Origin of the sequence: Bosea sp. F3-2 (assembly GCF_008253865.1) — a bacterium.
Classification (GTDB): Bacteria; Pseudomonadota; Alphaproteobacteria; order Rhizobiales; family Beijerinckiaceae; genus Allobosea.
Map to the genome: position 1 here is coordinate 46,321 of NZ_CP042333.1, position 25,861 is coordinate 72,181.

Here is a 25,861-nt window from a genome sequence, read left to right on the forward strand (position 1 = left end):
GCTCAGCGGGCTCGGGATCGCACCGGCGCCGTGACCAGGCGTTTCAGCCGTTCGAGCTCTGCTTGCTTCTGAATGACGATCGTGAGCGCCCCGATGATTGCACCGCGCTCCATTTCCAAGAGTGCTGCGAGCTCATCAGTGGCTTCGAGGAAGCATTGAATTTCCATCTCGGCGTCAGCCTGCTCGTCGTTGGGCGGGTCGCGGTCAGGGTGGATCACGGCGAGCTCCCGAAACGCCGATCCGCTACGGCGCCATCGGCCGGCGGAGTGGCTTTCGCTTGGCCACCACCATCGCCAATGACCTGCTCGATTTGATCACCCGAGAGATATCCACGCCGTTCGAGCTCGTCCGCGACGGTTCGCAACGTTGCCATGCGATCGATCAGGATATGCGTTGCTCTCTCCTCGGCTTGGTCGAGCTGCTTCCGGACAGCGGTGAGCAACCCAGGGATGTTGGCAAAATCGTTCGCGGTCTCGATGTAGACGCTGCCGAATTGACCCATACCGCAGCGTGCTTCGATCGCGCAGGCGAGGCCCGTGGCGCGTCCAATATCGGAGGTTGCGAGCATGCCCGAGCCGATGCTGGGCTCCCCGATCACGAGTCTTTCGGCAGCTCGCCCTGCGAGTAGCACCGCCATCTCATCTTTGAGGCGCGCCAACGTCGCGGTGCCCGCGATGTTGTTTTCGATATGCAGCGTGCCGCCGAGATCGTGAACCGAAAGGCCAAGAATCTCTCCCGTGCGCAGCTCCCGGGCCACGACGGCATGACCGGCTTCATGAACGGCGATGCGCCGGCGGTGCTCTGGCGAAATGGATGGCTGCCCATTCCTGATCTCGCTCAGCAGGTCCGATATTCCGAGCTGACGCCTCTCGCGCCGGGCCGCCCCCTTGGCCCGGCGGACGATAGCCTCAACGTCGGCGCCGGTGGCGCCCTGGCTGGCGATGGCCAGCTGCATCAGATCGATGCCGGCCAACAGTTCTGGTCCGAGATAATATCGGAGGATTCGAGCCAGCGTTTGAACATCCGGCTTCTCGATGACGATCTCCCGATCGAGGCGACCGGCGCGTTTGATGGCGGCGTCTATCTTGTCCGGGTGGTTCGTTGCAGCGATCACCACGACACCGGGCCGCTCCTCGACACCGGCGAGCAGTTCCAGAAGCAGATTGACGATCTGGCTCCAGTACTCGACGTAGTCACCACGGAGCTGCGCTCGATCCGAAATTCCATCGATCTCGTCGATAAACAAGATGGAGGGTGCCTGGCGACGCGCCTGAGCAAAGGCGTGACGGATCGCCTGGAGGGTGCCGGACAGATAACTGGCGCTGTTCCATTGCGCGACGGACGTCGCGACTAGGGGGACGCGGGCCGTCTTGGCGAGAGCGCGCGCAAATTGGGTCTTGCCGACGCCAGGAGGTCCTGAGAGCAAGAGACCCTTGTGATCGACGTCCTCCCATGCGAGACGCCCGGCCTTGAAGTCAGCCAGGTCCTTGGCCAACTCCAGTCCCCAGTCCTTTGCCTTGCCGTAGCCTTCAAGCTCCTCCAGCGAGGGGCCGGGGCCGAGGTGTTCACCCTTCCTGCGCACGATCTCGTCGAGCGCTTCGATGCATTGATCCGCGGTCCGATAGGAGCGGATCGCGAGCGGTAGATCTTCGAACTCGATCAGGCGAACGAGGTCGGGATCGAGTGTCTTTGTCGGCGTCGTCCCCGCGACGGCCTCGATGACGAGCGTCAGCGCGCTTGTATCGAACCCGGGCAAAGCGAGTTTGTGTTCGACGGTTCGCTGGAGAGCGTGCGGAAGGTGTCGAGCCGGATCCGGCGCAATGCCGATGATCGGCAGGCGAAGGTGAAGCGCGGAGGAGACGGCCTGATTGCCTTTCTCGGGCCGGTCGTCCTTGCTCGTCCCATCGCGGGCCACGAGCAGAACGGCACCGTCTCGATGAGTTGATTGCAGGTTGCTCTGAGGTCCTAACACCCGCGCATTGGTCGCCAGCGCACAACGCGTGATGACGTCCTCGGCCATCTGGACCGTGTCCGGTGCGTGCGTTGCCAGGATGACAATGGGGGCTTCGCGGCGCAGCCGTCGGGCCAGCCCTGGTTCTGCCTCGATTGCTCTCGCCACCAGGACAGCGACGGCTGCAAGATCAGGACGCAGAACGAGCCGGTTGTTGTCCGTGCTTCCACCATCCAGATCATCCAAGAGGTGCTCGATGGCATCGGCCTGATTGCTGCGCAGCATCGGTTTCACCATGGCGCCTTCCTCGCGCGCCAGCATGTCGAGGTAGGCTCTCGCCAGGAGATCAGGGCGGGCCGCGATTGAGGGGGCAGGAGAGGGCGATTTGGACATCGTTCGAGACATGACGATTCCTCCGGGCGCGCGGACCGGCGCTCGTTTGGTTCAAAGCGAAGGCGGGGCAGTTAGGCGGCGCGCAAAACGAGCGCTATTCCGCACAAGAATCTGCGATCAGAGCTGGTTTGCCAGCTGCAACAGAACCTCGGCGCTGCAGTCGAGCTCGTCGAAGTCATCATCAATGAGATCGGCGGACGGTGTGATCATATGCACCCTCGTTCTGTTCATCTCGCGCAGAACGACAAGGTCGCGACCATGGCGGCCGCCGCTCGTTCTACGTTGGAGCGAGAGAATCGAAGACCGTCGTTTCGAGCGACCAACACGGCGCTGAGCGAGCATGCACGCCTCCATTGAAGGGACTTACGCAGGCTTTTGAAGAACGGCGAGAAGATCGGTAGAGGCTTAAATCGGCCAGCCAGGCGAGGCGTTTGTCATTTGGCCCTTGGGATCGGACGCTCGCTATTTCGAGTTTGAGCTGCCAGCGGGGCGTCGGGCCATTGACGATGTCCACATTATAGAAGCGCACATTGTGCGCTTTCAACCTCTAAAACTTTAACGATGATGTTCATCATTCATTATGGTTAACGACTAGTCCTCATGTCTGGCCGTCACCCATGCGTCGACTGCCGCGAGGACGGCGGCCTTATTCCAGCCTGCAGCAACAGCCGAGGTTAAAAGAGTGTCCAGGGCAGGGGCCACTGATGGCACGGCGTCTGAGCGTCCCGGCCCGACAATGCGCATGAGAAGGACCAGTTGCAGCAGATCTGCGATGTAAGGAGGTGGTCCCTTCTTGGACCAGTTCTGCACTGTTCGCCTCGAAACGCCGAACGCATTTCCGAACTCGATCTCGGTCAGACCAAGATCCCGTCGCGCCGCTCGAAATGCTTCAGCATCCATATTGGTCGAACTCGCAATGCCGGTAGGGGCGCTTGTCGCGATGCTAATATCTTTGCGGTTTGCACGTCGGTTGTGAAGGATCTGCGCTTGAATCCATGATTCCAGATTTCCGGAAATTCGGAAATACGAGCTATTCCACAGATGTCTCTGGTGATGGCGAACTGGGTGCCGGTCGCGGTAAGGTCTGGGCTTCGAGCTTCAGTACGGTGCTCATCGGCACACATAGCGCGGGCGTCAGCTTGCAGCTGGATCTCTGAACGCTCTTAGTCTGCAAAGTCACTTAGCCATACCCCTAGCTAAGGAGATGTCGATGGCTCAATTCTCGGTTCGCAACGCCAAGACCAACCTGTCCAAGCTGATCGCGGACGCCCTCGAAGGTGGAGACGTGGTCATTGCACGCGGCGGCGTGCCTGCGGTGCGTCTGGTGCCGGTCGCGCCACCCGGCAAGCGGCGCTTTGGGGCACTCAAAGGAAAGATTGCCGTCGATGCACGCTTTGACGAGCCGCTGCCCGAAACTGAACTCGGCGCGTAGCATCTTTCGTGAGGCTGCTGCTTGATACCCATATGCCATGCGAGCCGGTGAGCTGAATATCGAGCACAAGGAGTTTGACCGCTTTCAGGCAATCGGCGCCTCGCCAAACACGCCGCAACAGTCCATACGACGTTTAATCGGGCTACATCGCGCGATTATATGGGCTAAACGACGGCCAATCGGGCTACACGACAGACTGGTGACCTTTCTAACGGGTGCCTACAGCCTTGATTCGCAGAACCTTTCTTATGGAACTTTTCTCTGGCGACTCGTTCAGCGACCGAGCCGCCAGAATATCCTGTCGTTTTCACTTGATCAGCGACCGTGCGCCTCCGCTTAAGGTGCGCGTAACATGACGAATGTGCTCCGCATGCTGCTTAGGCCTCTCCAGCCTGGTCATGCTCCAACCGATAATAGCCTCGCCGATCCCGAGCCCAACCCAGATCGTTGTCGATTGCCAAAATCTGAAGGGTCGCGGTCTGCGCCCCTTCGGTGAAGCCGGAGCCCACCTTCGAAGCGCCGATCAGATTGCCAACAATCCGAGGAAGCACTTCGCCCGCGTCGAGAAAACCCCAGTCCTTCAAAAGGGGTGCAGCAGCCAGATCCTTGACCAGCGGCTGTCGCCCTTTCTCAAGGCGAGCGAGGTCACGTTTGAGACCACGCATCTCCTGTTCGAGGGTCAGCCCATTCTCGAACTCAGAAAGCGTGTCCGATCCTGGGAAAACCGGATTAACCTCCCACGAAAGCATGAAGAGGCTGGCGCCGGTGCTCGTTTCGAGAAGCGGTTCGCCAAAGATAGTTGAAAGGTCCATTGAAGCCTCGATTCCATTTGCGATATGGAATCGTAGGTCGGCGCGATGAAAGGCACACCGGCCTCCCAACTGCCATGTGGAGATGAGCAGGGCCGAGACGTTGGCGCGGAAAGTGGGCGCGAACCGACATGCGAGCATGTCCGATCAGCACAGAGGCGAGATGATGTGGATGCTGAACGCCGTATCTTACCAGCAGCCTTGACCGTGCGGGTGGGCCTATGGCAACCAAATGAACATATTCCTATTATCGCGGGTTTCCAGCGCTCCCTTAGGCGGTGATTCTGACAAACTGGCGTAATTGCCTGCGGGCCAACTCCGGCCGAGTTCAGCGCAGACACCGACCGCTATTTGCCCGAAACAGGAACACGACCTGAGTGTAAGGCTTCGTCGGCATATACACCAATTTGGCGTAGTTCAGATCGCCCGAAAAGGCTCAATGAACCGGAATGATTTATCGCGGCAATCGAGCAGAACCGGCTTGAAAGAGCGCCCATACGAGACCGCTGATCGCTACATCTGCACCCGCCGCGCGGCCTCAACGGCACCCGCTTCATTCCTTCGTTTGAGAGCCAAAAACAAGGAATGATGCCGCAATCCTTCTGTCAGCCTGGAATCAGGGCATTTCTTCAGCGCATTCTGCCCATCGCGACACGGCGCCTCATTACGAGCCATCACTCAGAAGCCAAGGGGAGCACGGTTGTAGACCGCACCACGTTAAGCTATTGTAATGCCTGTGGATTTCGTAATCTGAGTAGCGGTTGCCGGCTTCACTATCGTCGATCGCACCACGCTTCTTGGGGCGGAGGCGGCTCTCGCTATGTTTTTTGAACGTCGGACCGCTACTGTGCTCTTGACAAGGGTTTTTTCCTTCGGGTGAGCTCACGAAATCGTTACTTTAGAAGCTTGAGAGTGGGGAATGGATCCGGCGAATTTCGCCCTTCAACAGCCCTGAATGCCCGATCCAAACTCCCTTACCACTCGACGTAAAGTGGCCGAGGGCGGCCTGCAGTGCCGCCGGGGGAAGGTGGCGACACCATACGCCACCGTGCATCCTGCGCCTCGCGCAAGTATGAGGTTTAGGGCGGGGCCAACTTGCTCTCACTGCGTCCGGATTCTCAGCAATATCTGTGCTCGTTGAGCTGCCAGTGGTTTGGCATCGAGCCACAACGTTTTCGCTGCGCGAGCTCCCGGACTGAGATCCCCTCCCCTGTCATCGTCGGCGGTCCAGCTGCCCTGAGAAAACCTCCAACCGCCATAACGTCGTGCTTATCTGCTATCTTAGTGGCTACTACCTGGTGACCGGCATGGCCGTGATGGCAGCCCAGGCGCGCTCGCTCGGCTTTGCGATGATCTTCGGCGCGCAGGACCTGCAGTCGATGAAGCGCCACAACGACAAAGAGGCGAACTCGATCATCGCCAACACCAACACCAAGATCTTCATGCGCACGGAAGAGCCCAACGAGACCGCCAAGCTCGCGATCGACCGCGGCGGCAAGGGCCAGCGCTCGCAGCTCAAGGGCTACCAGGCCCATGTCGGCGAACTGACCTCGGTCAGCTATCGCGACAATTCCGAGGCCGGCGTCGAACTGATCGACCGCGTCGATCTGCGCGACCTGACCGGCCAGAAGGAAGGCCAGATGCACGTCACCCATGGTGACAAGCTGATCCGGGCGCGCTCCTTCTATGCCGACCCGCCTTCGGTGATCGACAAGAAGACGATGATGCTGGCGGTCAACCACTTCATCATCGTCGAGAAACCCAGCCTCGACGAGGTCGAGTTCGTCGACCGCACCCCCGACGTCCTGGAGAAGCTGCTCGATCCCGCCTTCGCCGTCGCGATGGCGCGCGAGGCCGAGGCCGCCAAGAGCCAGATCTACGCCAAGGCCGAGGCGCTCGACGAGATCGCCGTCGCCGCCCAGGGCATGGCCGAATATATCGACCGCCGGCCACGCCAGCCGGTGGCGGAAGCGGCTTGCGTCGGCCTGTTCCAGGTCACCCGTGCCGTCGCCGCGGCAACCTCCGCCCGGCCGGCCGGGGCCGCACCAGGCGCCTCGATCGCCACGCCGGCCCGGCCGGCCGCCCCGCCGCCGCGCCCGAGCGTCAAGCACGTCTCCCTCAACGAGGACGGCGCCAGCGGCGGTGGCCTCTCCGCCCTGGTCGAGTCGATGGCCCGCCAGCAGGCGCCGGAAGGCGACTGGCGCACCCCCGCCGACCTGCCGCCCGAGCTCCTCGACGAGGACGGCTTCCACGACGAGGCCGAGCTCGCCCAGCTCGCGCCCGATCCGGACGAGCGCCCGCTGCGCCGCGGCCCGCTCCCCGAGATCGAGCCGCGCCCGGTCACCCTGCGCGAGATCGGCCATGGCGTCGACGTCGCCGGCAAATCGATCGCCGAATCCGACGAGCTCAGCCACGACGCCTTCCTGCGCGTGATGTCGGACGCTTATTTCGACCCGGCCTCGACCACCGCGGCCGAGGTCGAGAAGAAGTTCGTCGACGCTACCGGTGGCTCCTACCGGCCGGCCGATCCCACGGTGCGGCCCATGGTCGATGCCGCCGCCCATGGCAGCGATCGCCTGTTCGCCGAGACCGCCCCCGAGGAGCCGCTCGCCCAGCCAGGTTCGGATACCGTCTACGTCTCGGATTTCCTGGCCAGCCTGATGAGCGATACCCAGGCCGAGGAAGGTGCCTGATCCAGCAGCGCGGATCTTCGGGCATGGAGAAAGGCCGGCCTGCCGATCACGGGGCACCCCTGACAACTAAAAATCAGAATCGAGATCCCAGCGAGTTGCCTCACGTTTCTGCCGACTGCTTTTGCCGCCGGAGAGATACCGGACCTCGCTGCTCAGCCAATCTGCGACGTATCGCTTGAGGTCTTCATCGAGCCAATGGCCACCGTACCGCACATAGAATTTGGCTGCGGTGAAGGCGGACGTGTGGATGGCTTTAGCGGTCAAATTGATGTCGCGCGTGGTTTTCAAAACCGAGGTTGCAACGATATATCGACATGAATGAGGAGCAAACCCTCTAAAATATGCAAATTTGTTTGTCGATTGGTCCTTCTTATAAGATTTAGCCAACGCAAATCTGAATATCTGAGCCGCTCCTCGCGGGCATAGATTCTGATTTCCAAATCGTGTTGCCCAGAACGCACTCGATTTGCCATACGATTCGTGGATAATTTTTCGATCTTGATCGATATACTCTTCGATTCTGCGATGAAATTCGTTAATATTTTCAATTTCGCGAACGTAGTATTTTCCACCAACCGCGTTAGGGTTCTTAAAGTGCTTCGCTTCCAGCTCAAATTCCATAAATTTGTTATATTTTCGAAAGCAACCGGCCACGATACCAGAAATCGATCTGCTTCGCAGTGCATAGAAACGCCCGATGTCGATTATGATGCTATGCCTATTCAAAATAGCTCGTCTTAAAGGATCCGTTTCCCTCCTCCATTCGGAATATGCAGCAGCGGAAATGTTAGTAAGAAAATCACTGGGATGCTCAAGGCGAAGAATGGAATCGATCTGATCAACGGAATCCCAGCCGACACCCGTTTCGCCTCGATAGGTTGTCCTGAACTCATCGAATTTGGCCTTCTGAGAAGCCAAATAGGATTTTAAACCATCTTCTCCAAGACCGAAGCATTCGAATTCAGGATAGTTTTGATCTATCGGTATCATATCTCCAAATAACGGCATAGAAAATCTCCTCATCTTCTTCCATTCCACATCAATGAAATTTCGTCCATCATGCTTTTATCGATAGCCGTTAGAACAGCATCACGGTCAAATTTCTTTTTTCGATGAATCATCCAGGTCAGGTAAAGACGGTAATTAGACTCATTAATTAACTGCAATCTCAAAGAATCAACCGGAATATTTTCGAATTCTCGCGGATCAATTCCAGCTATCTCCCTCAGTTCATTTTTCCTGCAGGTCAAGAAGCCGAATATCATCTCGATCCGTGATTTATATAGATTTATACTGTTCTGATTGAGGCCTTTTTTCGATATGATGCCGATATCCAACACTTTATGGCCACGATATATTACATATTGCCGCCAATCAGCTTTTGCCGCATCCGGCCACTTCTCATAACGGAGTCCATAGCGATCGGTCCGTTGGGCTGCGAGCTTGCCCATCTCGGTATCGGCTCGGCTACGAATCTGGCTTTTTGCTTGATCCAGCATCTTCAGCTTCTCCTCGGGAGAAGCATGTCGGAACTCACGAGGAAGCTCGGCGCTAAGCTTATCCTCTTCAACCCGCGACAGCGCTTGGCCTTCACGAAGCATCTGCCGTGGATTCAGGCGTCTTCCAGGTCGATCAAGCTTATTCCACAGAGCGCCCTTGGGGAGCCGAAGGAACGCCTCTATCGCATTGATGAAGGGCTCCTGTGCCTCGCCTACAGCTTTCTGCCCTTCACCCCAAGCACGAATGGTACATCCGGTCGTGGAGCCGAGAAAGCTGAGGGCCGCCGGAGCCATCCCGACAAGACTCGACTCATACACGAGTGCATTCGCGAAGTCGGCGGGGCAGCCGAGACCTAACTCAGCCCGTACCATAGTGGCCCTCACGCGGCTTACCGCCAAAGCGTGCTCTGTGGCCGTTACGTGGGCTTCTAATTTCGACAACGCCTCGCGCATGGCGACGTTGATCGGAAACGCATTGCTCTTGATACCATATGTCTCTCGTACAAGTTGCTCGAAGACCTCGTGATCCCTGATTTGTTCAATCGAGCCGGATGCTCGTGCTACCGCGCGGCAAATCCGAATTCCGTCAGCCAGGGAATGCAAACAGTTCGCCCGCGGCGGCAGGGGCACGTAAGTGCCGACGCGGGCGGCCGCCTCCTGAAGCGCTACTGCTCCGGGCCGAATATCCCGCGCAAACATTTCGTAGTCGACCATATACTCCGCAGCCACAGCTTTGCGGTCGACCAGCCAAGGGGAAAGACGCGTCGCTGGCAGAGGCCCAACGCGGGCGCGCAGCTCGGCAGCTACGCGTAAAAAATCGGGGTCCTCTTTCGAGTATTTGCGGTATGGCATTGTGCCGCGTCCATCTATCAATCCGAAAGTGAGAGCCGATCTTTCGCGAAAGACCAACATTATACCGAGTTATGCGAGCCAGATGGCCTAACAGTACATGGCATCACAATTTGTTGAACTTGAATTCTGATCGTTCGTTGTCTCCAATCCTTGGTTATCACGATCCGATTGACGCGAATACAAAGAGGGTGGCGAAGGATTGGCGTTGCGCGAGATTCTTGCATAACAATCCATCAGGTTGTTATGTTCGTATCTACAAACAGCATTTCGCGCGTTGTTTTCGTGAATTTCCCAGATTTCACGCAATTTATAGCCGCGGCAGGGGCCTTGAAACCTTCAGACAATCCGCTGCGGTGCCGCGGCGAGCTAATTTTCAGGTTTTTCTCGTGATGGGGAGTAGGTATCCGAGCCGACTCAATTCCGCAGATGAGGGCGGGAGGTCACCACTAGTGGCCCGAACGTCAGAGCCAATTTTGGTCGTTCGGCAGATGCTGTGAGAGCACAGATTAAGCGTAATAGATTAACAAGGAATTAGCCGCGGAAATGGGGTCGATAGGCGAGAATGGTTGCTCACCAGGTTCTTACGATAGGGCCCGCATCCGGGCCTTAAACCGAGGCTCGATCAGAATAGGAAAGCGGGCGGTTTAATAGGCATTGCTTCTTATTCAAACGTCCTCCACCTACGCGTACTGCCGCTTGCGGGCGCTACTGATGGCGCGCAATCCTGGCCCTGATCCGGGCGAACTATCCTGTTTCGAGCCGACGCCGGCGGCGGAGAAGCGTGCGGAGCTGCATGGGTTACAGCTCGTGTCGAGAGCGTGCGGCGCGGAATAATCGCCGACGGGATCTGGTGGGATCGCCGGGAACTCGTCCAGATCGACGGGTGGTTCGATAGCGCCCTGAGGGGCAACGATACTCGGGCTTTTCGAAAACTACGTTTCTGAGGCGGATAGCTGGTCGCCCAGCCATTCGCGGAAAGCCTTGATCTTGGGGATGTGAGCCTTCGACCTCAGATACAACAGATGATGGCACACCAACTGAACGCCTTGTGTGCCAAGCGGAAGCACAAGCCGTCCGGTGTCCAGCTCCCTCTGAATCATCAGCCGACTTTCCAGGCCTATACCAAGCCCATCTACTGCAGCGCTGATGGCCATGAAGGTGCGGTCGAAACGCGGCCCCCTGCCAAGGTCGAAATCATGCTCTCCCATTTCGTCCAGCCATTGGCGCCAACCGACAAGGTTGACCTCTGTGAAGATGAGCGTTCGCCCCCGCAGATCGGCGATTTTCCGCACGGGCTGACTGCCCTGGACCGCATCTGGCGAGCCGATAACAACGAACGTCTCGGGGGGAAACGGGATGACTTCAACGCCGGCATCAGGGAAAACAGTGCCGTAGCGAATGTCGAAATCCGCCTCTCCGGCAGGGAGGTCGACGCGATCCACCGACGCGTTGAGCCGAATATCGACGTCCGGATGCAGCACGCTATAGCGTGCGAGTCGCGGCATCAGCCACTGCGTGGCGAAGCTGGGAACAGAGTGGATCGTGAGGATGTCAGCGCGGCTGACCCTCTCGATGCTGCGGGTTGCCGCTTCGATCTGCCCGAAGGCCTCCGCAATCTGCTCGGCGTAACGACGCCCCGCATCAGTCAGGACGATAGACCGATGGATGCGGTGGAACAGCGGCACGCCGACTTCCCGCTCCAAAGCCTTGATCTGATGGCTGACGGCAGACGGCGTCACCAGCAGTTCCTCGGAAGCGGCCGCGAAGGAGCCTAGTCGCGACGCGGCTTCGAAGCACTGGACAGCTTTGAGTGAGGGCAGCTTCCGCAAAAGCATGAATCCAATTCACCGTTCGGCCGTTTTTATTCGTTTGAGGGCAAATGCTCAACGCGTCATTTTCTGACCGCCGCAAGTGGCCCGCACCGAAGCAGGGCAACAGCGGGGGAGGACATGAGATGTTGCTGCAGGACAAGGTCTGCATCGTAACGGGCGCGGCATCGGCACGAGGGTTGGGTCGCTCAACCGCTCAGCTCTTCGCCGACCATGGCGCGAAAGTAGCGATCTTCGATCTGGATGCTCGCGCCGCCGAGGACGCTGCGGCCGCTATCGGGCCCGATCACCGCGGCTATGCCTGTGACGTCACTGACAAAGGCGCTTGCCAAGCGGCTACGTCCCACGTCTTGAGCGACTTCGGCGCCATCGATGTCCTCGTGAACAATGCTGGTATCACCCAGCCGATCAAAACGCTCGACATCACCGCCGACAATTACCAGGCCGTCCTGGATGTCAGCCTGCGCGGCACGCTCTATATGAGCCAAGCCGTCATTCCGGCGATGACGACAGGCGGCAAGGGTGCCATCGTCTGCATGTCGTCGGTCTCGGCCCAACGTGGTGGCGGCGTCTTCGGTGGCCCGCACTACAGCGCCGCCAAAGCCGGCGTGCTCGGCCTGGCCAAGGCCATGGCGCGTGAGCTTGGTCCTGCAGGCATCCGCGTCAACTCCATCACGCCGGGCTTGATCCAAACTGATATCACGGCCGGCAAGCTTTCGGCCGAGATGAAGGCCGAGATCCTCAAGGGGATTCCGTTGAACCGATTGGGCGACGCGATCGACGTCGCTCGCATCTGCCTCTTTCTGGCTTCGGACCTGTCGTCCTACGTCACCGGGGCCACGATCGATGTCAATGGCGGCATGCTGATCCACTGAGCAGACCGCCGCGGCTGTTCCGTCACCATCATCGAGGAGGCATCGAAAGATGTCGGAGATCGGTCACAACGTCACGTTGGCCGAGCGGGCCCGGCGTATCCGCCGCCACGCTCTGCGCATGGGAGAGGTCCAGGGCCAGGGCTACATTGCCCAGGCGCTCGGCATCGCCGACGTGCTCGCCGTTTCGTATTTCCACGCCACGCGTTATCGCGCCGAAGACCCCCAATGGGAGGGGCGGGATCGCTTTCTCCTATCCATCGGCCATTACGCGATCGCGCTATATGCGGCGTTGATCGAAGCCAAGATCATTCCTGAGGACGAGTTAGAGACCTACGGTACCGATGACAGCCGGCTGCCGATGTCTGGCATGGCGGCCTACACCCCCGGCATGGAGATCACGGGCGGCTCGCTCGGCCACGGGCTGGGCATCGCCGTCGGCATGGCGCTCGGCCTCAAGCGCAAAGCTTCCGATGCGTTCGTGTACAACCTGTTCTCAGACGGCGAGCTCGACGAGGGCTCCACCTGGGAAGCCGCGATGTCGGCTTCCTCGCACAAGCTCGACAACCTGATCGGCATCGTCGACGTCAACCAGATGCAGGCCGACGGTCCCTCGGTTCAGGTGATGAACTTCGAGCCGCTGTTGCCAAAATTCGAAGCCTTCGGTTGGTTTGCGCAGCGTGTCGACGGCAATGACATCCAGGCGCTGGTCAAGGCCTTCGACATTGCGCGCCACCATAGCGCGCGCCAGCCCCGCATCATCATCTGCGACACGAAGATGGCCAAGGGCGTTCCCTTCCTCGAGGCTCGGGAGCGCAATCACTTTCTGCGCGTCGAGCCCGACGAATGGGCGCAGGCCATCGCCATCATCGAGGCGGGAGCCAACCTATGAGACGGTCGAAATACATCCGCCCGGCCAGCCTGTCCGAAAATGGCAACGGCAAGCCGCGGCTGACAACCTCCGCCATGATCGCATCGATCGCGGGGGCCGATCAGAAGACGAGGCCAGCACCGTTTGGACACGCTCTCGCGAGGCTCGCCCGCGCCGATGAGCGCATCCTGGGACTTTCAGCTGACCTCGCCAAATACACCGACCTGCACATTTTCAGGGAGGCCCATCCGGACCGCTTCTACCAGATGGGCATGGCTGAGCAGCTACTGATGATGGCCGCCTCCGGCCTTGCTCGCGAAGGTTTTCAGCCGTGGGTGACAACCTACGCAGTCTTCGCCTCCCGCCGCGCCTACGACTTCATCTGCCTGGCGATCGCGGAAGAGATGCTGGATGTGAAGATCGTCTGCGCGCTGCCCGGTCTAACGACCGGATATGGGCCTAGTCACCAGGCGACCGAGGATGTCGCGATGTTTCGCGGCATGCCGAACCTCACCATCATCGATCCTTGCGATGCCCACGAAATCGAGCAGGCGGTCCCGGCCATGGCGGCCCATCGCGGGCCCGTCTACATGCGGCTCCTGCGCGGAAACGTCCCGTGCGTGCTCGACGAGTACGGCTACGAATTTGAGCTCGGGAAAGCCAAGCTGATCCGGGACGGACGCGACACCTTGATCGTCTCGTCGGGCCTGATGACGATGCGGGCCCTCGAGGCTGCAGCTTCGCTTCAGAAGGATGGAGTGGATGTCGGCGTACTTCATGTCCCGACCATCAAGCCTCTCGACGAGGCGACCATCCTGGCGGAATGCGCCAAGCCCGGACGGCTCGTCGTAGTGGCGGAAAATCATACAGTGATCGGCGGATTGGGCGAAGCCGTCGCTGGAACGCTGCTGCGTGCAGGCGTGCATCCGGCGGGCTTCCGGCAGATCGGTCTCCCCGACGAATTCCTCGAAGCCGGTGCCCTGCCAACGCTGCACGACCTCTACGGGATCTCGGCCGCCAAGATCGCGACAGCCGTCAAGTCCTGGAGCTGAAGCGGGCGACAGTGCCAACGCCATAAGGCCTGGCGGGATCGCTTGGCCCCGCCGGAAGACAATGTCGCGGAGAGGCGCCTCCGACGACACGTACATCAGCGCCAATAGCGCTTCGAGCCATGGCTCGCAGATTCCGCCAAACAGGGAGAGAACCATGAAGAAAATTGCCATGTCGCCCTCGCGCAGATCCGTGATTGCGGGAGCCGCTGCAGTACCGCTGGTCGCCATCCTGCGCTGGCCCGCGCAAGCGGCCGAGTTTGAACTCAAATACGCTACCGGTCAGGACCCGACCCATCCAGTCAACATCCGCGCGCAGGAAGCGTTGAACCGCATTCGCGAAGCGACCTCCGGACGCGTCGACATCAAGCTCTTTCCGGCGAACCAGCTCGGCTCTGATACCGATCTCCTTGCCCAGGTTCGCAACGGATCGGTCGACTTTTTCAATCTGTCGTCCCTGATCCTGGCGACCTTCGTACCGGTTTCCGGCATCACCAGTCTGGGCTTCGCCTTCAAGAACTACGACGAGGTCTGGGCCGCGATGGATGGGGCGCTCGGCGACCACATTCGCGGCGAGATCGCCAAAACCCCGATCTTCGCGGTCTCGCGCATTTGGGACAACGGTTTCCGTCACGTGACCTCCTCGACTCGCGAGATCAAGACACCCGGTGATCTCAAGGGCTTCAAGCTCCGCGTCCCGCAAGCGCCGCCGCTGACCTCGCTGTTCAAGGCGCTTGAGGCCGCACCGTCCCCGATCAACTTCAATGAGGTCTACACCTCGTTGCAGACCAAGGTTGTCGAGGGGCAGGAGAATCCGCTGGCGATCATCGCCACCACGCGCCTTTACGAAGTGCAGAAGACCTGCAGCCTGACCGGTCACGTTTGGGACGGCTATTGGGTGCTCGGCAACAAGCGCTCCTTTGCCAAGCTGCCAGCCGACCTACAGGCCCTCATTTCAAGAGAGATCGATAAATCGGCCGCGGACCAGCGCGCCGACATCGCCAAACTCAGCGAAAGCCTCCAGACCGAGCTTAAGTCCAAGGGCATCACCTTCATCGATGTCCAGCAGGACGACTTCCGCAAGGCGCTGGCGACAACGTCCTTCTATAGCGAGTGGAAACAGAAATACGGCGAGACAGCCTGGAGCCTGTTGGAAAAAGTTTCCGGCAAGTTGGGCTGAGGAACGCCGTAACAAGTCACCGCAGCAGGAGATCAAGAACAGCGCTGCTGCCGTAGTCGACCACTGCCCAGGGAGGGTGCCGATGGACACGCAACGGGATGGCTTAGAAGAACGGGTTTTCGTGCCTTCGGGCCCGTTTGCTCGGTGGCTCGATAGGATAGACCGCGTCCTGGGAACGCTGATCGAGGTCCCCGCAGCCCTGCTGGTGCTGGCCGAAGTCGTTGTGCTGCTCATGGGCGTGATCTGGCGATACGTGCTGCATCTCCCGCTCATCTGGTCGGACGAACTTGCCTCCATCCTGTTCCTGTGGCTGGCCATGCTCGGGTCGATCGTCGCGCTTCGGCGCGGTGAGCACATGCGGATGACCGCGGTCGTTAGCGCGCTTCCCGCGCGGCAGCGCGCATTTTTCGATCTCATCGCCACTGCGGCGGCGATCGCCTTCCTGGTCCTGGTTCTCCATCCGGCCTACGAGTTCGCAGCCGACGAAGCCTTCGTCACCACCCCGGCACTCGAAATCCCCAATTCCTGGCGCGCGGCAGCACTGCCCGTCGGCATCGCGCTGATGATAGTCATCGGCGTGGTCCATATGTTCCGGCATGCGCCGGCCAAGGAAGCGTTGCTCGCGCTAGCCGGGGTCACAGCGGTCGTCGCGCTCGCAGCCTTGGCCGGGACCTCTCTGAAATCTCTGGGCAACTGGAATTTGCTGATCTTCTTTGTCGGCGGCGTCGGCGCCATGGTCCTCCTCGGTGTGCCGATCGCATTCTCCTTCGGGCTCGCGACCTTCGCCTATCTGTCACTGACGACATCGACGCCGACCATTGTTGTGGTCGGCCGCATGGACGAGGGAATGAGCCATCTGATCCTGCTCTCCGTTCCTCTTTTCGTCCTGCTCGGACTGCTGATCGAGATGACCGGCATGGCTCGCGCAATGGTCGGCTTCCTGGCCTCCCTACTCGGTCACGTGCGCGGCGGGCTATCTTATGTGCTGATCGGGGCGATGTATCTCGTCTCAGGTATATCGGGTTCGAAGGCAGCCGACATGGCGGCGGTCGCGCCCGTGCTGTTCCCGGAAATGAGGGCGCGTGGCGCCAAGCCAGGCGATCTCGTCGCCCTGTTGTCAGCGACTGGTGCGCAGACGGAAACGATTCCCCCATCCCTCGTGCTCATCACAATTGGGTCTGTGACGGGTGTCTCGATCGCAGCCCTATTCACAGGAGGCCTGCTCCCCGGCATCGTGCTCGGACTTGCGCTGGCGGTGCTGGTCTGGTGGCGCTATCGCAACGAGGATTTGTCGGGCGTTCGCCGCGCTTCAGCCCGCGAAATTGGGAAGGCTTTCCTGATCTCAATCCCCGCTATCGCGCTGCCCTTCATCATCCGCGCCGCGGTTATCGAGGGGGTCGCCACAGCGACGGAGGTTTCGACGATCGGCATCGTCTATGCTGTGGTCGCCGGTCTGCTCGTCTACAGACAGTTCCCCTGGCGGAAGATCTATCCGATCCTGGTCTACACAGCCGGTCTGTCGGGATCGATCCTCCTGATTATCGGCGCGGCGACTGGCATGGCGTGGGCGCTGACGCAATCCGGGTTTTCACAGGCTTTAGCAGAGTTCATGAAGGCCCTGCCCGGGGGCGCCTTCACCTTCATCGCCGTATCGATCGTCGCTTTCATCATTCTGGGGTCCGTTCTCGAAGGCATCCCGGCCATTGTCCTGTTCGGGCCTCTGCTGTTTCCGATCGCGCGGCAGATCGGGGTCCACGAAGTCCACTATGCCATGAGTGTTATCCTCGCGATGGGCATGGGCCTGTTCGCTCCGCCTTTCGGTGTCGGCTATTATGCGGCGTGCGCCATCAGTCGCATCCATCCTGACGAAGGTATGAAGCCGATTATCGGCTACCTCATCGCCCTGCTCGTGGGATTGATCGTTGTGGTCACGGTGCCGTGGATTTCGGTTGGTTTCCTATAAACTTAGGTCCGCCGGCCTGGCGGAGACGATCACCTCCTTTATCAATTCGGGTCGTGTGAGGCTGGCTGGTCGACCAGATGCGCGTCAACGAAAAACTGCAAACGTGCTTGAACGCAAAATCGGCATGTCATCTCTGCGCGAAGGCCAAAGCGACTTGCCCGGTGATACTTTCTCCTGGAGCTAAGCGGGTCATGCCGCCTTCCAGACTGCCTGGTCGTCGCCATGGCTCATTCAAGGCTCCCGCAAGATGGCTGACCGGTTCGATGCAGGCGTAAGACGCACCTGGTACATGAACCACAAGATGGTCGAGCCCCTCTGCTGTTAGGACAAGTTTGCCACGCTTATTATCGAATTCGACCCGTTGCCAGTCCGATAGATAAGCCGTCGCTCGATCCAGACGAACGGGCGCCGGCTCGCTGTGGCCCCTGGGCAGATAATGCTCATCCAGAGGCCAGATCGTTTTGGCTTCGACGCGTGGCTTAAGCGAAGGCGAGAAATATGGGTGCCAACCGAGGCCCGCGGGCATGTCGACAGTGTCACGATTGGTCACACGCATTGTTAGGGTGAGACGCCTGGGCTCCAGCCGGAATTCCTGCGTCGCCTGGAAGGTCCACGGCCAAGCAGCGCTTGTCTCGTGGCTCCAGACCAGCTCCGCGTGGTCGGACCTGATCACGCCCGCGCGCCATACGGCACGACTGCCCATGCCGTGAAGCGCATTTGGATCGGATTCAGGATGAATCGGCAATTGGCCGGAGCGCACGAAATCGAAATGGCCGAAGCGGACGCGGTTATGGAATGGAACCAGCGGATACGCTCCGCCCTTCGGCCACGCCTCCGGCGCGAAAGCCTCAGCTACGATCGGCACCAGCACGTCGCCGAGCGCCTCCTGGACTAAGGAAACGACCCGCCCCCCCCAAGACGGGCGCAGCACAAGCCCCGTGCCTGCCGCGGAGAGCTCAATATCGTCATGTTTCATCGTGATCCCCCTCGTTCCAACATCATGCCTGCCGCCCAGCAAGACCGATGCGTCCTCGAACCCATCCGGAGGTGGGTATGCTGACGCGTGAGGACGAAGCCGGGGCGCGACCAGAAATCCGGGTCGTTTGGATCGGCGGAGCCGTATCGGATGGGCCACCTTGGGCTCATCAGGCTACCATTCGTCTAAATTCGCGGTCGAGAGATACGAGTGATGTATGACGCGCCCCGCCAGTTTTGCCGAACCCTGCTCGAAATCTTGGTGATGATGCGGGCGAGCCTGGATGTTTCGCGCAAAGCTTAGAGCTGAAGACGCGGCGCTCCTACACGCGACGCGGCATGGACCGTGGGAATACCCTCGATCATGACGATCTTCGCTTACTCGATCCGATAGCGTCGAACGATGTCTATATTGGGTTCTAAGCCGAGCCCCGGCCCACGCGGTGGTTGAATGAGCCCGTCCTTTGGCTCCGGCAAGCCGTCGTAGATCTGCGACTCCGGCCAAACATATAGATACTCGAACAGCGGCTCCTTACGCAGCGCGGCGCAGATGTGGAGGGTGGCGAGATAGCCTGGCCCGAAATAGGGCGAATGCGGCATGATCACAACATCATCGCGCTTGTCGGCTAGTTCGATAATCCGAGCAACCTCGCTAAGCCCGCCGACCTTGGTGACGCTCGGCTGCGGATACCGAACGACGCCAGCGGCGAGGAGAGCCTCGAACTGCCAGGCTGTGCACAGGTTCTCGCCGCAGGACAGCGGTATCGGGCTGCGAAGCTGCCTAAGCTGTTCGAAATCTTCCGGCGGGAACGTCGGCTCTTCGAGCCAGAGCGCGCCAAGATCGCCAAGCCAACCGGCCATCGAGGCGGCCTCTTCCGTCCTCCAGGTGCAATTGACGTCGACCATTAGAGAAGCCCCACCGAGCTCAGCGTGACACGCTGCAATCTCTGACCGAGCGACCTCGTGGAGCTTGATGTGTCGATAGCCGTCTTTCAGAGCCTTCCGGGTAAAGCGAGCTGCCGTTTCGGCATGACCATAGCGGACTAGAGAGGCATATGCCGGGATGGCGTCGCGTCGTCTTCCACCAAGCAAGGTCGAGATCGGCACGCCTTCGCGCTTTCCCTTCATGTCCCATAGCGCGATATCCACGCCGGACAAGGCGAAGATTGTGATGCCGTATCGTCCGAACAGATTGAGCTTGCGCTGCAGCATGTCCGATATTGAAGCCGGATCACTGGCCTCACAGCCAATGAGAAGCGGCAGCACGGTTTCATCAAGCATCGCCTTGACCGCACCCGCGCAGAAATAGGCAAAGGCCTCGCCCCACCCTACTAGGCCGGTATCGCTCTCAAGGCGCACCAGCACCGTATCGAGCTGGTTCCAGGTGCTTGGCGTCATGCCTTCACCCCGCCCGCCGTCGGAGAAAGGTATCGCGAGTCGAATGCTTTCTGCTGCTGCAATCCTCATGGACGGGAACTCCCCGCGCATTGTGAATTGACCGCGGCGTAGCTCCCACCAAAAGCTTCGCCGGCGATACCTGGCGCTTTGCCTTCGCCGGCGATTCCAGGCCGAGCAAGATTGTGCTCTGCTCTTTGCGTAGTCACGAAGCCAAGGGCTTTTGCGCCGGAGTTGTCAAAGAATGGCTCGACGCAATCTCCCGTAGCGAAAAAGGCGCGATGACCAGCATCACGGCGGGCGAGCGCCAATCTTGTGAGTTGAGCCAGATCGTCAAACCCGATCCACATATGGGTACAACGCTCATCCGGCACCGCAGGGCCACAAAAGCCGATGCGCAAGCTCGTGGTCCTCACTCCTCGACTGTCAGCGAGAAATGCGAGCACCGCCTCCGACCAAATCTTGCTGATACCGTACCAGCTGTCGGGCCGCGGGGGAGCGTTGCCAGGGAGCGGCGCGGCCGAGCGGGGGTAAAACCCCCAGCCATGGTTGGAGCTCGCAAAGACAATGTCTGTCGCCCCCGCCGCAATCGCCGCCTCGTACAGCGCCAGTGTCGCGATGTAGTTGGTATCGAGCGTATCGGCGAATGTTGCCGCCTCGCCATGCCGGCAGGCGAGATGCAGGACCGCACTCGCGCCGCTCACCGCCTGGGCAAGAACAGATCCGTCTCCAAGCTCCCCCACTATGATCCGATCGCCTTCACGCCCCGACAACGGAGCGACGCGATCGAGCAGGGTTAGGTCCCAGCCCTCCCGGAGGCGGCTGGCAAGCTCGGTGCCGAGACGGCCAGCGGCTCCGGTGATCAATAATCTTGGTTTCATGGCGGATCTCAAGATCGTCTGGGAAACGGCTCAGGGAGCTGTCGCGGTTTCGACGACGCGCTTGGGCATCGGCATTCCGTGAGCCTGCTCGAAGAGTTTTTCGAGAGTGCCATCCTTCATATTGGCTTTTACCCAAGCATCGACCCGCGCTTTGAGCTGCTGATCCCCCTTGCGCATTCCGATGCCGTGCATGCCTGTTCCGAGGATCACTTTGGGCTCGATCTTGATCGACGGGTCTTTACCCATAATCGTGCGGTTCTGGCTCGCTGCCTGCGCAATGTATTCGAACTGACGAGAGATGACGGCTGTCATGGCAGTCGATTCATCCTCGAAACGTACGATCTCGACACCTGCTGGGGCGACGGCGGTCAACTGGTTATCCATGACCGTGCCACGGGCCACCGCAATGCGCTTCCCAACGAGATCGGCGGGGCTGCTGACCTTCGCGTCTACGGGCCCGGACACGGCCGTCTCTGTGCCGCCGTAGGGCAATGAAAAATCAATGACCTTCTTGCGCTCGTCGTTGATCGTGAGCGCTGCGACAACTAGGTCGACTTTGTTCGTGATCAGAAGCGGAATGCGATTTGCACCGTTTGTCTCGACGATCTCCAGCTTCACACCAAGGTCGTTGGCGAACTTCTCAGCCACGAGGTATTCGTATCCCGCGTACTGCATGTTCTTGTCCTTGTACGACCACGGCGGAACACTGGGGTCGAAAGCGATCTTCAACGTGCCGGACTTGGTAATTCGATCCAGCGTCTGTGCCTGGGCAGGCACCCCGATCAGCAGGCCCAAAGCCATAAAGCATGCCACGACAAGCTTATTCTTCGACATGATATCCTCCCCGGATTTCGGCAGCGATTACTGCTCGTGAGCGACGAAGTCGGCGAGTTCAGGCGTTTTCGGCGAAACCAGGATTTCCGGTCCGCCCATTTCGTGAATGCGGCCGTCGCGCATGTAGACGACCTGGTCGGCGACGTTTCTCGCGAACTTCATTTCATGCGTGACGAGGATCATCGTCATGCCGTCGGATGCGAGCTGCTCCATAACGCGAAGGACTTCGCCGGTTAGTTTGGGATCTAGCGCCGACGTGACCTCGTCGAAGAGCATAAGCTTGGGTTGCATCGCCAGACTGCGCGCAATCGCCACGCGCTGCTGCTGGCCACCCGACAGCTGTTCGGGATACGAGGCCCGCTTGTCGGCCAAACCCACCTTGCTCAGCATGGTCGCCGCGATTTCACCCGCTTCCGAATGGCTTTTCCCGGCAACTAACCGAGGAGCCAAAGCGACGTTTTCTTCCGCCGTTAGATGCGGGAACAGGTTGTAGCTTTGGAAGACGATACCAACATCGCGGCGGAGTGCTTTGAGATCGACTTTATCCTCGTGCAGCGCGTGGCCGCAGACCCAAAGCTCCCCGCCCTGGATCGTCTCCAGACGGTCGATACAACGCAGCGCAGTGGACTTGCCCGATCCGGATTGACCGATAATCGCGACCACCTCGCCGCGCTCGACGGAGAATGTGACCCCTTTGAGTATTTCGACGTCGCCAAATGATTTGCGCATATCGACGAAGTTAACGATGGGCGACATTGAACTTCCTCTCAAGCGAGCGAGATTGAACGGAGAGCGGATAGCAGATCATAAAGTAAAGCAGCCCAGCGAGACCGAAGTACAAGAACGGCTCGAACGTGGCGTTGTTGATAATCTTCGCGTTATAGGTCAGCTCATGATAGCCGACCACAAGCGAGGAGACCGAGGTATTCTTGACGATGATGACCATGAAACCCACGCTCGGCGGCGTCGCGATGCGGATCGACTGGGGAAGGATCACGCGCGTCATGCGCTGCCAGCGATTGAGGCCGAGCGTCTCGGCTGCTTCCCACTGGGGCTTCGCAACAGAGAGAAGGCAGCCGTACCAGATCTGCCCAAGATAGGCGCTGGCAAAGATGCTCATTGCCAAAGTCGCCGCGCCGAGTGGCGGAATGGAATCTATGCCGAGCAGGATCGGACCAAAATACGCTAGACCCATCTGCACAAGCAGCGGAATGCCCTGGAAGATTTGGATATACGCGGCGGCAGCCAGCGCGATTGGCCGGATTGGAGAAAGCCGTGCCAAGGCGACAACGAAGCCAACCGCTCCCCCGCAGATGAACGTCAATATGCTGAGGACGATGGTTCCGAACGCGCCTTCAAGCAGCGAGAGCAAGAACAGAGCCTGCATGGTGATTGTCCCTGACGCTAGAGCGCGGTGCCGAGCTTGCGGCGACGGGGAAAGAGCACTTGGCCCAAGCCCCAAAACACCCCACGCAGGACCAATGTCAGAGCGAGATAGATCGCCCCGAGCACAATAAAGACTTCGAAGTTCCGATAGGTGGCCGACTGCACGCGGTTCGAAATGCCGAACAACTCCTCAACACCCACTGCCGACAGAACGGAGGAGCCCAGCATGAGCAGGACGTAGAGCGAGACGAGCGAGGGATAGACGCGTTCCATCGCAGGCTTCAGAATTACATGCAGGAACGTCTGCGCACGCGAGAAGCCAAGGCACTCCGCCGCTTCCAACTGGCCGCGCTTGATGCTCTCGATTCCCGCCCGCATCACTTCGGTCGTATACGAGCCGATATTGACGACCATCGCCAATACGACGCCAACCATGATGGGTAGGCGGATCCCGATGCTGGCGAGGCCGAAGATCAGGAAATACGCCTGGATAAGCAAAGGCGTGTTTCGGATAATCTCGACGTATGCGCCGACGAGGGCCTGCAGCCACCTCGGCCCGCTCGTGCGACCGACCGCGCAGACAGTCCCGAACGAAAAGCCAGCCAACGTGGCCCAAAACGTCAGGACGAGGGTTGTCCATGCGCCCTGGGAGAACAGCGGCCCGTAAGCGAGCACGGCTTTGAAGTCGAATTCGTACTCCATAATCCATACGCCAGAACCGCCCTGCGCTCTGAGGCATGGGCCGCTCTCCTGCGCCTCCTCCAAATTTATCTGTTTGGAGCCTCATATCCAATCAGCTTGGATTGCGCAAGTTATCAGACTAATTTTAATTCACGTTGACATCTTCGCCGGCCGGCTCCATCCATGTGGCCCCGGCAGAAGGCACCAATGATGGGTTTGGAATTCCAAGAAGCTACGGAAAAGCCGAATCGCGTCGGGGAAATTGCCGATCGATTGCGGGAAGAAATCGCCAGTGGCCGCTACTCCGTCGGGGCCAAAATCCCGACTGAATTAAAGTTGTCAGACATTTTCCAGGTGAGCCGCTCTGTGGTGAGGGAGGCCGTGGCATCTCTGCGAGCGGAGGGCCTGCTGCGATCTCGGCGCGGTTCCGGCGTGTTCGTCGAGCGATCCACAGCACGCATTGGCCCCTTCACCCTCTCCGAGCACGCGCGCATCTCTACAATCATGGAGGTCTTGGAATTCCGCATCGCGGTGGAAACCGAGGCCGCCGCCCTGGCAGCGCAGCGGAGCTCCCCGAGCCAAGACGAGGCGATCTTCCAGTGCAATAGAGACATCCAGCGGGCGCTTAGCCTTGGCCTGCCGACGAACGACGCGGATTTTGCCTTCCACCTGGCCGTTGCGGAGGCATCGGGCAATTCCCGTTTCCGGGAGTTTCTGGAGGTCATGGGCAATAACGGTATCCCGCGACTGGCTATCAGGGGCGCCGGATCGGAAATTGCCGCAAGCTTGGAGCATATCTTCCCAGAACATGATCGTATTGCGCGAGCTATCGCCAACAGTGACAAAAATGGCGCTCGCGAGGCGATGCGGGAGCATCTGGAGGCCAGCCTAAGGCGCTACCGCGACCTCATGCATCTTCGGCCGGGGCACTGATATATCAAATCTTCATTCTCAATATGTGAGACGCTCGCGTTCGTCCCGTCGTCTTGGCCTTTGAAATCTGGCACCAAACACAAGAAAATGCCGAGGGCTGCTATTGAGCCTAAGCCCTTGCGCTCCTTCTTCCTTACAATGTGAGACGCGTGGAGATCTCGATGTCTGATAAAGTTGTCATCTCGACGGAAACGTTGGCGAAACTCCGTAAGTGCGGCCAAGGCACTTTGACCACCCAGCTGTTCCGGCGCGGATATCGCCAGCAGTTTCTGGTCGGCCTCACCCCCCTCAATCGCAAGGCAGGCTCGTTCGCCGGCGAGGCATTCACGCTGCGCTTCATCCCCTCCCGGGAAGACAAGGATTGGGATCTGGGCGATCTCAAGAAGCGTGGCGAGGACAACATCCAGTGGGAAGCTGTCGAGGCTATCGAAAGTGGTCAGGTTCTGGTCATCGACAGTCGGAATGATCCGAGAGCTGCCTCGGCTGGCAACATGCTGATGACCCGGATGATGCGTAAGGGCGTCGCTGCCGCAATTACCGACGGAGCCTTCCGGGATGGCACAGAGATTTCCGAGATGCCCTTTCCCGCCTATTGCCGCGCGAATACGGCGTCGACGCGTCCCGCCTATCATCGTGCAATCGCCATGCAGGAGCCGATCGGCTGCGCCGAAGTCGCGGTCTATCCTGGTGACATCATCGTTGGGGACGCTGACGGGGTGACCGTCATCCCCCGCCAGCTTGCCGCCGAGGTGGCCGATGCGGCCTATGAGCAGGAGCGGCGCGAGAAATTTCTCTTCACCAAGATCGATGCGGGCGCTCCACTGTTTGGAACTTATCCAGCCGGTCCGGAGACGCTCGCAGAATACGAAGCGTGGCTCGCCGCGGGGAACGACCTGTGAGCGCGTCGGACAATCGGGCGGGTAAGGCTGAGGCATTGATCCGCCATTATTTCGCGATGTGCAACGCAGCCGATAGACAAGGCTTGATCGACTGCTTCACCGCCGATGGTGTCCATTACTTCCCGCCGGGCCTACCGGGCGCGCCGTGGAGAGGCGCCGAGGCTATTGCAGAGGGCTGGGTCAACTGCGTGCGCAACCTCGGCTCGCGCTGGACAATCGAAAAAGTCCTATGCGGCGCCGATGGCCACGAGGCAGTGATCGAGTGGACGCATTGGAAGACCGCCATCGGCGAGGTGCTGCGAGGCGACGAGTGGTACATATTCAACGAAGACATCAGCCGTATTCGTGAGATCCGCGCCTATTATGCGAGCCCGGTCGACAAAACCGTACCGGTCAATCGCTTGCATGACTTCGATTACGAAGGCCGTGGCTATGCGCTTGAGCCGCCGAGCCCCGCACCGAAGATCGTTTAGCGGAGCCAAGC

At 59.6% G+C, this 25,861-nt stretch carries 24 protein-coding genes; 10 read left to right on the forward strand and 14 right to left on the reverse strand.

From position 1 onward, the window contains the following. Positions 1-2: 2 nt before the first annotated feature. The 3 genes from FQV39_RS32230 to FQV39_RS32240 all read right to left on the reverse strand — a co-directional run bounded on the left by FQV39_RS32230 (position 3) and on the right by FQV39_RS32240 (position 2,686). Positions 3-218 carry a hypothetical protein gene (locus FQV39_RS32230; protein ID WP_149134538.1) on the reverse strand — a complete coding sequence of 72 codons (216 nt, stop codon included), beginning with the start codon at positions 216-218 and terminating at the stop codon, positions 3-5. Continuing rightward, positions 215-2,272 carry an AAA family ATPase gene (locus tag FQV39_RS32235; RefSeq protein WP_248313574.1) on the reverse strand — a complete coding sequence of 686 codons (2,058 nt, stop codon included), beginning with the start codon at positions 2,270-2,272 and terminating at the stop codon, positions 215-217. Before FQV39_RS32235 ends, FQV39_RS32230 begins: the two co-directional genes overlap by 4 nt. A 189-nt stretch (positions 2,273-2,461) precedes the next feature. Further along, the gene (locus FQV39_RS32240; protein ID WP_149134540.1) at positions 2,462-2,686 is read right to left on the reverse strand and encodes a hypothetical protein; all 225 of its coding nucleotides are present in this window, start codon (positions 2,684-2,686) and stop codon (positions 2,462-2,464) included. Positions 2,687-3,554: 868 nt separating this feature from the next. Between FQV39_RS32240 and FQV39_RS32245 the strand changes: the two genes are divergently transcribed. Then, complete coding sequence (locus FQV39_RS32245) at positions 3,555-3,776, forward strand: type II toxin-antitoxin system Phd/YefM family antitoxin (RefSeq protein WP_149134541.1); 222 nt, start codon at positions 3,555-3,557, stop codon at positions 3,774-3,776. Between the two features lie 377 nt (positions 3,777-4,153). On the opposite strand, the gene FQV39_RS32250 is transcribed toward FQV39_RS32245, so the two are convergent. After that, positions 4,154-4,588: a hypothetical protein gene (locus tag FQV39_RS32250; protein ID WP_149134542.1), complete on the reverse strand. Its 435-nt coding sequence runs from the start codon at positions 4,586-4,588 to the stop codon at positions 4,154-4,156. Positions 4,589-5,850: 1,262 nt separating this feature from the next. On the opposite strand from FQV39_RS32250, the gene FQV39_RS32255 reads away from it, so the two are divergent. Continuing rightward, positions 5,851-7,278 (forward strand): TraM recognition domain-containing protein, encoded by a 1,428-nt coding sequence (locus FQV39_RS32255; protein ID WP_149134543.1) that lies wholly within the window; start codon positions 5,851-5,853, stop codon positions 7,276-7,278. Positions 7,279-7,344: 66 nt separating this feature from the next. Here the strand turns inward: FQV39_RS32255 and FQV39_RS32260 are convergent, their stop codons facing one another. From FQV39_RS32260 to FQV39_RS32270, 3 genes are all read right to left on the reverse strand, one after another. Beyond that, a complete protein-coding gene (locus tag FQV39_RS32260) occupies positions 7,345-8,286 on the reverse strand; it encodes a hypothetical protein (RefSeq protein ID WP_187640413.1) in 942 nt (313 codons plus the stop codon). An 11-nt stretch (positions 8,287-8,297) separates the two neighbouring features. Next, positions 8,298-9,629 carry a hypothetical protein gene (locus FQV39_RS32265; protein ID WP_149134545.1) on the reverse strand — a complete coding sequence of 444 codons (1,332 nt, stop codon included), beginning with the start codon at positions 9,627-9,629 and terminating at the stop codon, positions 8,298-8,300. Between the two features lie 932 nt (positions 9,630-10,561). Next, the gene (locus FQV39_RS32270) at positions 10,562-11,464 is read right to left on the reverse strand and encodes a LysR substrate-binding domain-containing protein (protein WP_149134546.1); all 903 of its coding nucleotides are present in this window, start codon (positions 11,462-11,464) and stop codon (positions 10,562-10,564) included. 119 nt (positions 11,465-11,583) lie between these two features. Here FQV39_RS32270 and FQV39_RS32275 point away from each other — a divergent pair, with 119 nt between their 5' ends. The 5 genes from FQV39_RS32275 (at position 11,584) to FQV39_RS32295 (ending at position 17,393) form a co-directional block, all read left to right on the forward strand. Next, complete coding sequence (locus FQV39_RS32275) at positions 11,584-12,333, forward strand: SDR family NAD(P)-dependent oxidoreductase (protein WP_149134671.1); 750 nt, start codon at positions 11,584-11,586, stop codon at positions 12,331-12,333. Positions 12,334-12,382: 49 nt separating this feature from the next. Beyond that, the gene (locus tag FQV39_RS32280) at positions 12,383-13,222 is read left to right on the forward strand and encodes a transketolase (RefSeq protein ID WP_149134547.1); all 840 of its coding nucleotides are present in this window, start codon (positions 12,383-12,385) and stop codon (positions 13,220-13,222) included. Next, a complete protein-coding gene (locus tag FQV39_RS32285; RefSeq protein WP_149134672.1) occupies positions 13,219-14,253 on the forward strand; it encodes a transketolase family protein in 1,035 nt (344 codons plus the stop codon). Before FQV39_RS32280 ends, FQV39_RS32285 begins: the two co-directional genes overlap by 4 nt. Positions 14,254-14,407: 154 nt before the next feature. Continuing rightward, positions 14,408-15,430 (forward strand): TRAP transporter substrate-binding protein, encoded by a 1,023-nt coding sequence (locus tag FQV39_RS32290; protein ID WP_149134548.1) that lies wholly within the window; start codon positions 14,408-14,410, stop codon positions 15,428-15,430. Positions 15,431-15,512: 82 nt separating this feature from the next. Continuing rightward, the gene (locus FQV39_RS32295; protein ID WP_149134549.1) at positions 15,513-17,393 is read left to right on the forward strand and encodes a TRAP transporter large permease; all 1,881 of its coding nucleotides are present in this window, start codon (positions 15,513-15,515) and stop codon (positions 17,391-17,393) included. Between the two features lie 127 nt (positions 17,394-17,520). Here the strand turns inward: FQV39_RS32295 and FQV39_RS32300 are convergent, their stop codons facing one another. The 7 genes from FQV39_RS32300 to FQV39_RS32330 all read right to left on the reverse strand — a co-directional run bounded on the left by FQV39_RS32300 (position 17,521) and on the right by FQV39_RS32330 (position 23,566). Further along, the gene (locus FQV39_RS32300) at positions 17,521-18,369 is read right to left on the reverse strand and encodes an aldose epimerase family protein (RefSeq protein ID WP_149134550.1); all 849 of its coding nucleotides are present in this window, start codon (positions 18,367-18,369) and stop codon (positions 17,521-17,523) included. Between the two features lie 377 nt (positions 18,370-18,746). Continuing rightward, on the reverse strand, positions 18,747-19,835 hold the full coding sequence (locus tag FQV39_RS32305) for a mandelate racemase/muconate lactonizing enzyme family protein (protein WP_149134551.1): 1,089 nt from the start codon (positions 19,833-19,835) through the stop codon (positions 18,747-18,749). Beyond that, entirely contained in the window at positions 19,832-20,644 is an 813-nt protein-coding gene (locus tag FQV39_RS32310; protein WP_149134552.1) for an NAD-dependent epimerase/dehydratase family protein, read from the reverse strand. The genes FQV39_RS32305 and FQV39_RS32310 overlap by 4 nt, the downstream gene beginning before the upstream one ends. A 30-nt stretch (positions 20,645-20,674) precedes the next feature. Further along, the gene (locus FQV39_RS32315) at positions 20,675-21,478 is read right to left on the reverse strand and encodes a transporter substrate-binding domain-containing protein (protein WP_149134553.1); all 804 of its coding nucleotides are present in this window, start codon (positions 21,476-21,478) and stop codon (positions 20,675-20,677) included. A 27-nt stretch (positions 21,479-21,505) separates the two neighbouring features. After that, on the reverse strand, positions 21,506-22,234 hold the full coding sequence (locus FQV39_RS32320) for an amino acid ABC transporter ATP-binding protein (protein WP_149134554.1): 729 nt from the start codon (positions 22,232-22,234) through the stop codon (positions 21,506-21,508). Next, positions 22,218-22,865: an amino acid ABC transporter permease gene (locus tag FQV39_RS32325; RefSeq protein WP_149134555.1), complete on the reverse strand. Its 648-nt coding sequence runs from the start codon at positions 22,863-22,865 to the stop codon at positions 22,218-22,220. Before FQV39_RS32325 ends, FQV39_RS32320 begins: the two co-directional genes overlap by 17 nt. Positions 22,866-22,882: 17 nt before the next feature. Continuing rightward, the gene (locus FQV39_RS32330; protein WP_149134556.1) at positions 22,883-23,566 is read right to left on the reverse strand and encodes an amino acid ABC transporter permease; all 684 of its coding nucleotides are present in this window, start codon (positions 23,564-23,566) and stop codon (positions 22,883-22,885) included. A 186-nt stretch (positions 23,567-23,752) separates the two neighbouring features. On the opposite strand from FQV39_RS32330, the gene FQV39_RS32335 reads away from it, so the two are divergent. From FQV39_RS32335 to FQV39_RS32345, 3 genes are all read left to right on the forward strand, one after another. Next, a complete protein-coding gene (locus FQV39_RS32335; protein WP_187640414.1) occupies positions 23,753-24,478 on the forward strand; it encodes a FadR/GntR family transcriptional regulator in 726 nt (241 codons plus the stop codon). Between the two features lie 161 nt (positions 24,479-24,639). Further along, positions 24,640-25,377 (forward strand): ribonuclease activity regulator RraA, encoded by a 738-nt coding sequence (locus tag FQV39_RS32340; RefSeq protein ID WP_149134558.1) that lies wholly within the window; start codon positions 24,640-24,642, stop codon positions 25,375-25,377. Continuing rightward, complete coding sequence (locus FQV39_RS32345) at positions 25,374-25,850, forward strand: nuclear transport factor 2 family protein (protein WP_282570367.1); 477 nt, start codon at positions 25,374-25,376, stop codon at positions 25,848-25,850. The genes FQV39_RS32340 and FQV39_RS32345 overlap by 4 nt, the downstream gene beginning before the upstream one ends. Positions 25,851-25,861: the final 11 nt, after the last annotated feature.

Coding starts and splice junctions, on each gene's coding strand:
- FQV39_RS32280 (WP_149134547.1), top strand. CDS start 12,383: ATGTCGGAGATCGGTCACAACGTCACGTTGGCCGAGCGGGCCCGGCGT.
- FQV39_RS32340 (WP_149134558.1), top strand. CDS start 24,640: ATGTCTGATAAAGTTGTCATCTCGACGGAAACGTTGGCGAAACTCCGT.
- FQV39_RS32240 (WP_149134540.1), bottom strand. CDS start 2,686: ATGCTCGCTCAGCGCCGTGTTGGTCGCTCGAAACGACGGTCTTCGATT.
- FQV39_RS32270 (WP_149134546.1), bottom strand. CDS start 11,464: ATGCTTTTGCGGAAGCTGCCCTCACTCAAAGCTGTCCAGTGCTTCGAA.
- FQV39_RS32320 (WP_149134554.1), bottom strand. CDS start 22,234: ATGTCGCCCATCGTTAACTTCGTCGATATGCGCAAATCATTTGGCGAC.
- FQV39_RS32330 (WP_149134556.1), bottom strand. CDS start 23,566: ATGGAGTACGAATTCGACTTCAAAGCCGTGCTCGCTTACGGGCCGCTG.
- FQV39_RS32265 (WP_149134545.1), bottom strand. CDS start 9,629: ATGCCATACCGCAAATACTCGAAAGAGGACCCCGATTTTTTACGCGTA.
- FQV39_RS32310 (WP_149134552.1), bottom strand. CDS start 20,644: ATGAAACCAAGATTATTGATCACCGGAGCCGCTGGCCGTCTCGGCACC.
- FQV39_RS32315 (WP_149134553.1), bottom strand. CDS start 21,478: ATGTCGAAGAATAAGCTTGTCGTGGCATGCTTTATGGCTTTGGGCCTG.
- FQV39_RS32295 (WP_149134549.1), top strand. CDS start 15,513: ATGGACACGCAACGGGATGGCTTAGAAGAACGGGTTTTCGTGCCTTCG.
- FQV39_RS32275 (WP_149134671.1), top strand. CDS start 11,584: ATGTTGCTGCAGGACAAGGTCTGCATCGTAACGGGCGCGGCATCGGCA.
- FQV39_RS32245 (WP_149134541.1), top strand. CDS start 3,555: ATGGCTCAATTCTCGGTTCGCAACGCCAAGACCAACCTGTCCAAGCTG.
- FQV39_RS32325 (WP_149134555.1), bottom strand. CDS start 22,865: ATGCAGGCTCTGTTCTTGCTCTCGCTGCTTGAAGGCGCGTTCGGAACC.
- FQV39_RS32300 (WP_149134550.1), bottom strand. CDS start 18,369: ATGAAACATGACGATATTGAGCTCTCCGCGGCAGGCACGGGGCTTGTG.
- FQV39_RS32335 (WP_187640414.1), top strand. CDS start 23,753: ATGATGGGTTTGGAATTCCAAGAAGCTACGGAAAAGCCGAATCGCGTC.
- FQV39_RS32290 (WP_149134548.1), top strand. CDS start 14,408: ATGAAGAAAATTGCCATGTCGCCCTCGCGCAGATCCGTGATTGCGGGA.
- FQV39_RS32285 (WP_149134672.1), top strand. CDS start 13,219: ATGAGACGGTCGAAATACATCCGCCCGGCCAGCCTGTCCGAAAATGGC.
- FQV39_RS32305 (WP_149134551.1), bottom strand. CDS start 19,835: ATGAGGATTGCAGCAGCAGAAAGCATTCGACTCGCGATACCTTTCTCC.
- FQV39_RS32235 (WP_248313574.1), bottom strand. CDS start 2,272: ATGCTGGCGCGCGAGGAAGGCGCCATGGTGAAACCGATGCTGCGCAGC.
- FQV39_RS32250 (WP_149134542.1), bottom strand. CDS start 4,588: ATGGACCTTTCAACTATCTTTGGCGAACCGCTTCTCGAAACGAGCACC.
- FQV39_RS32260 (WP_187640413.1), bottom strand. CDS start 8,286: ATGCCGTTATTTGGAGATATGATACCGATAGATCAAAACTATCCTGAA.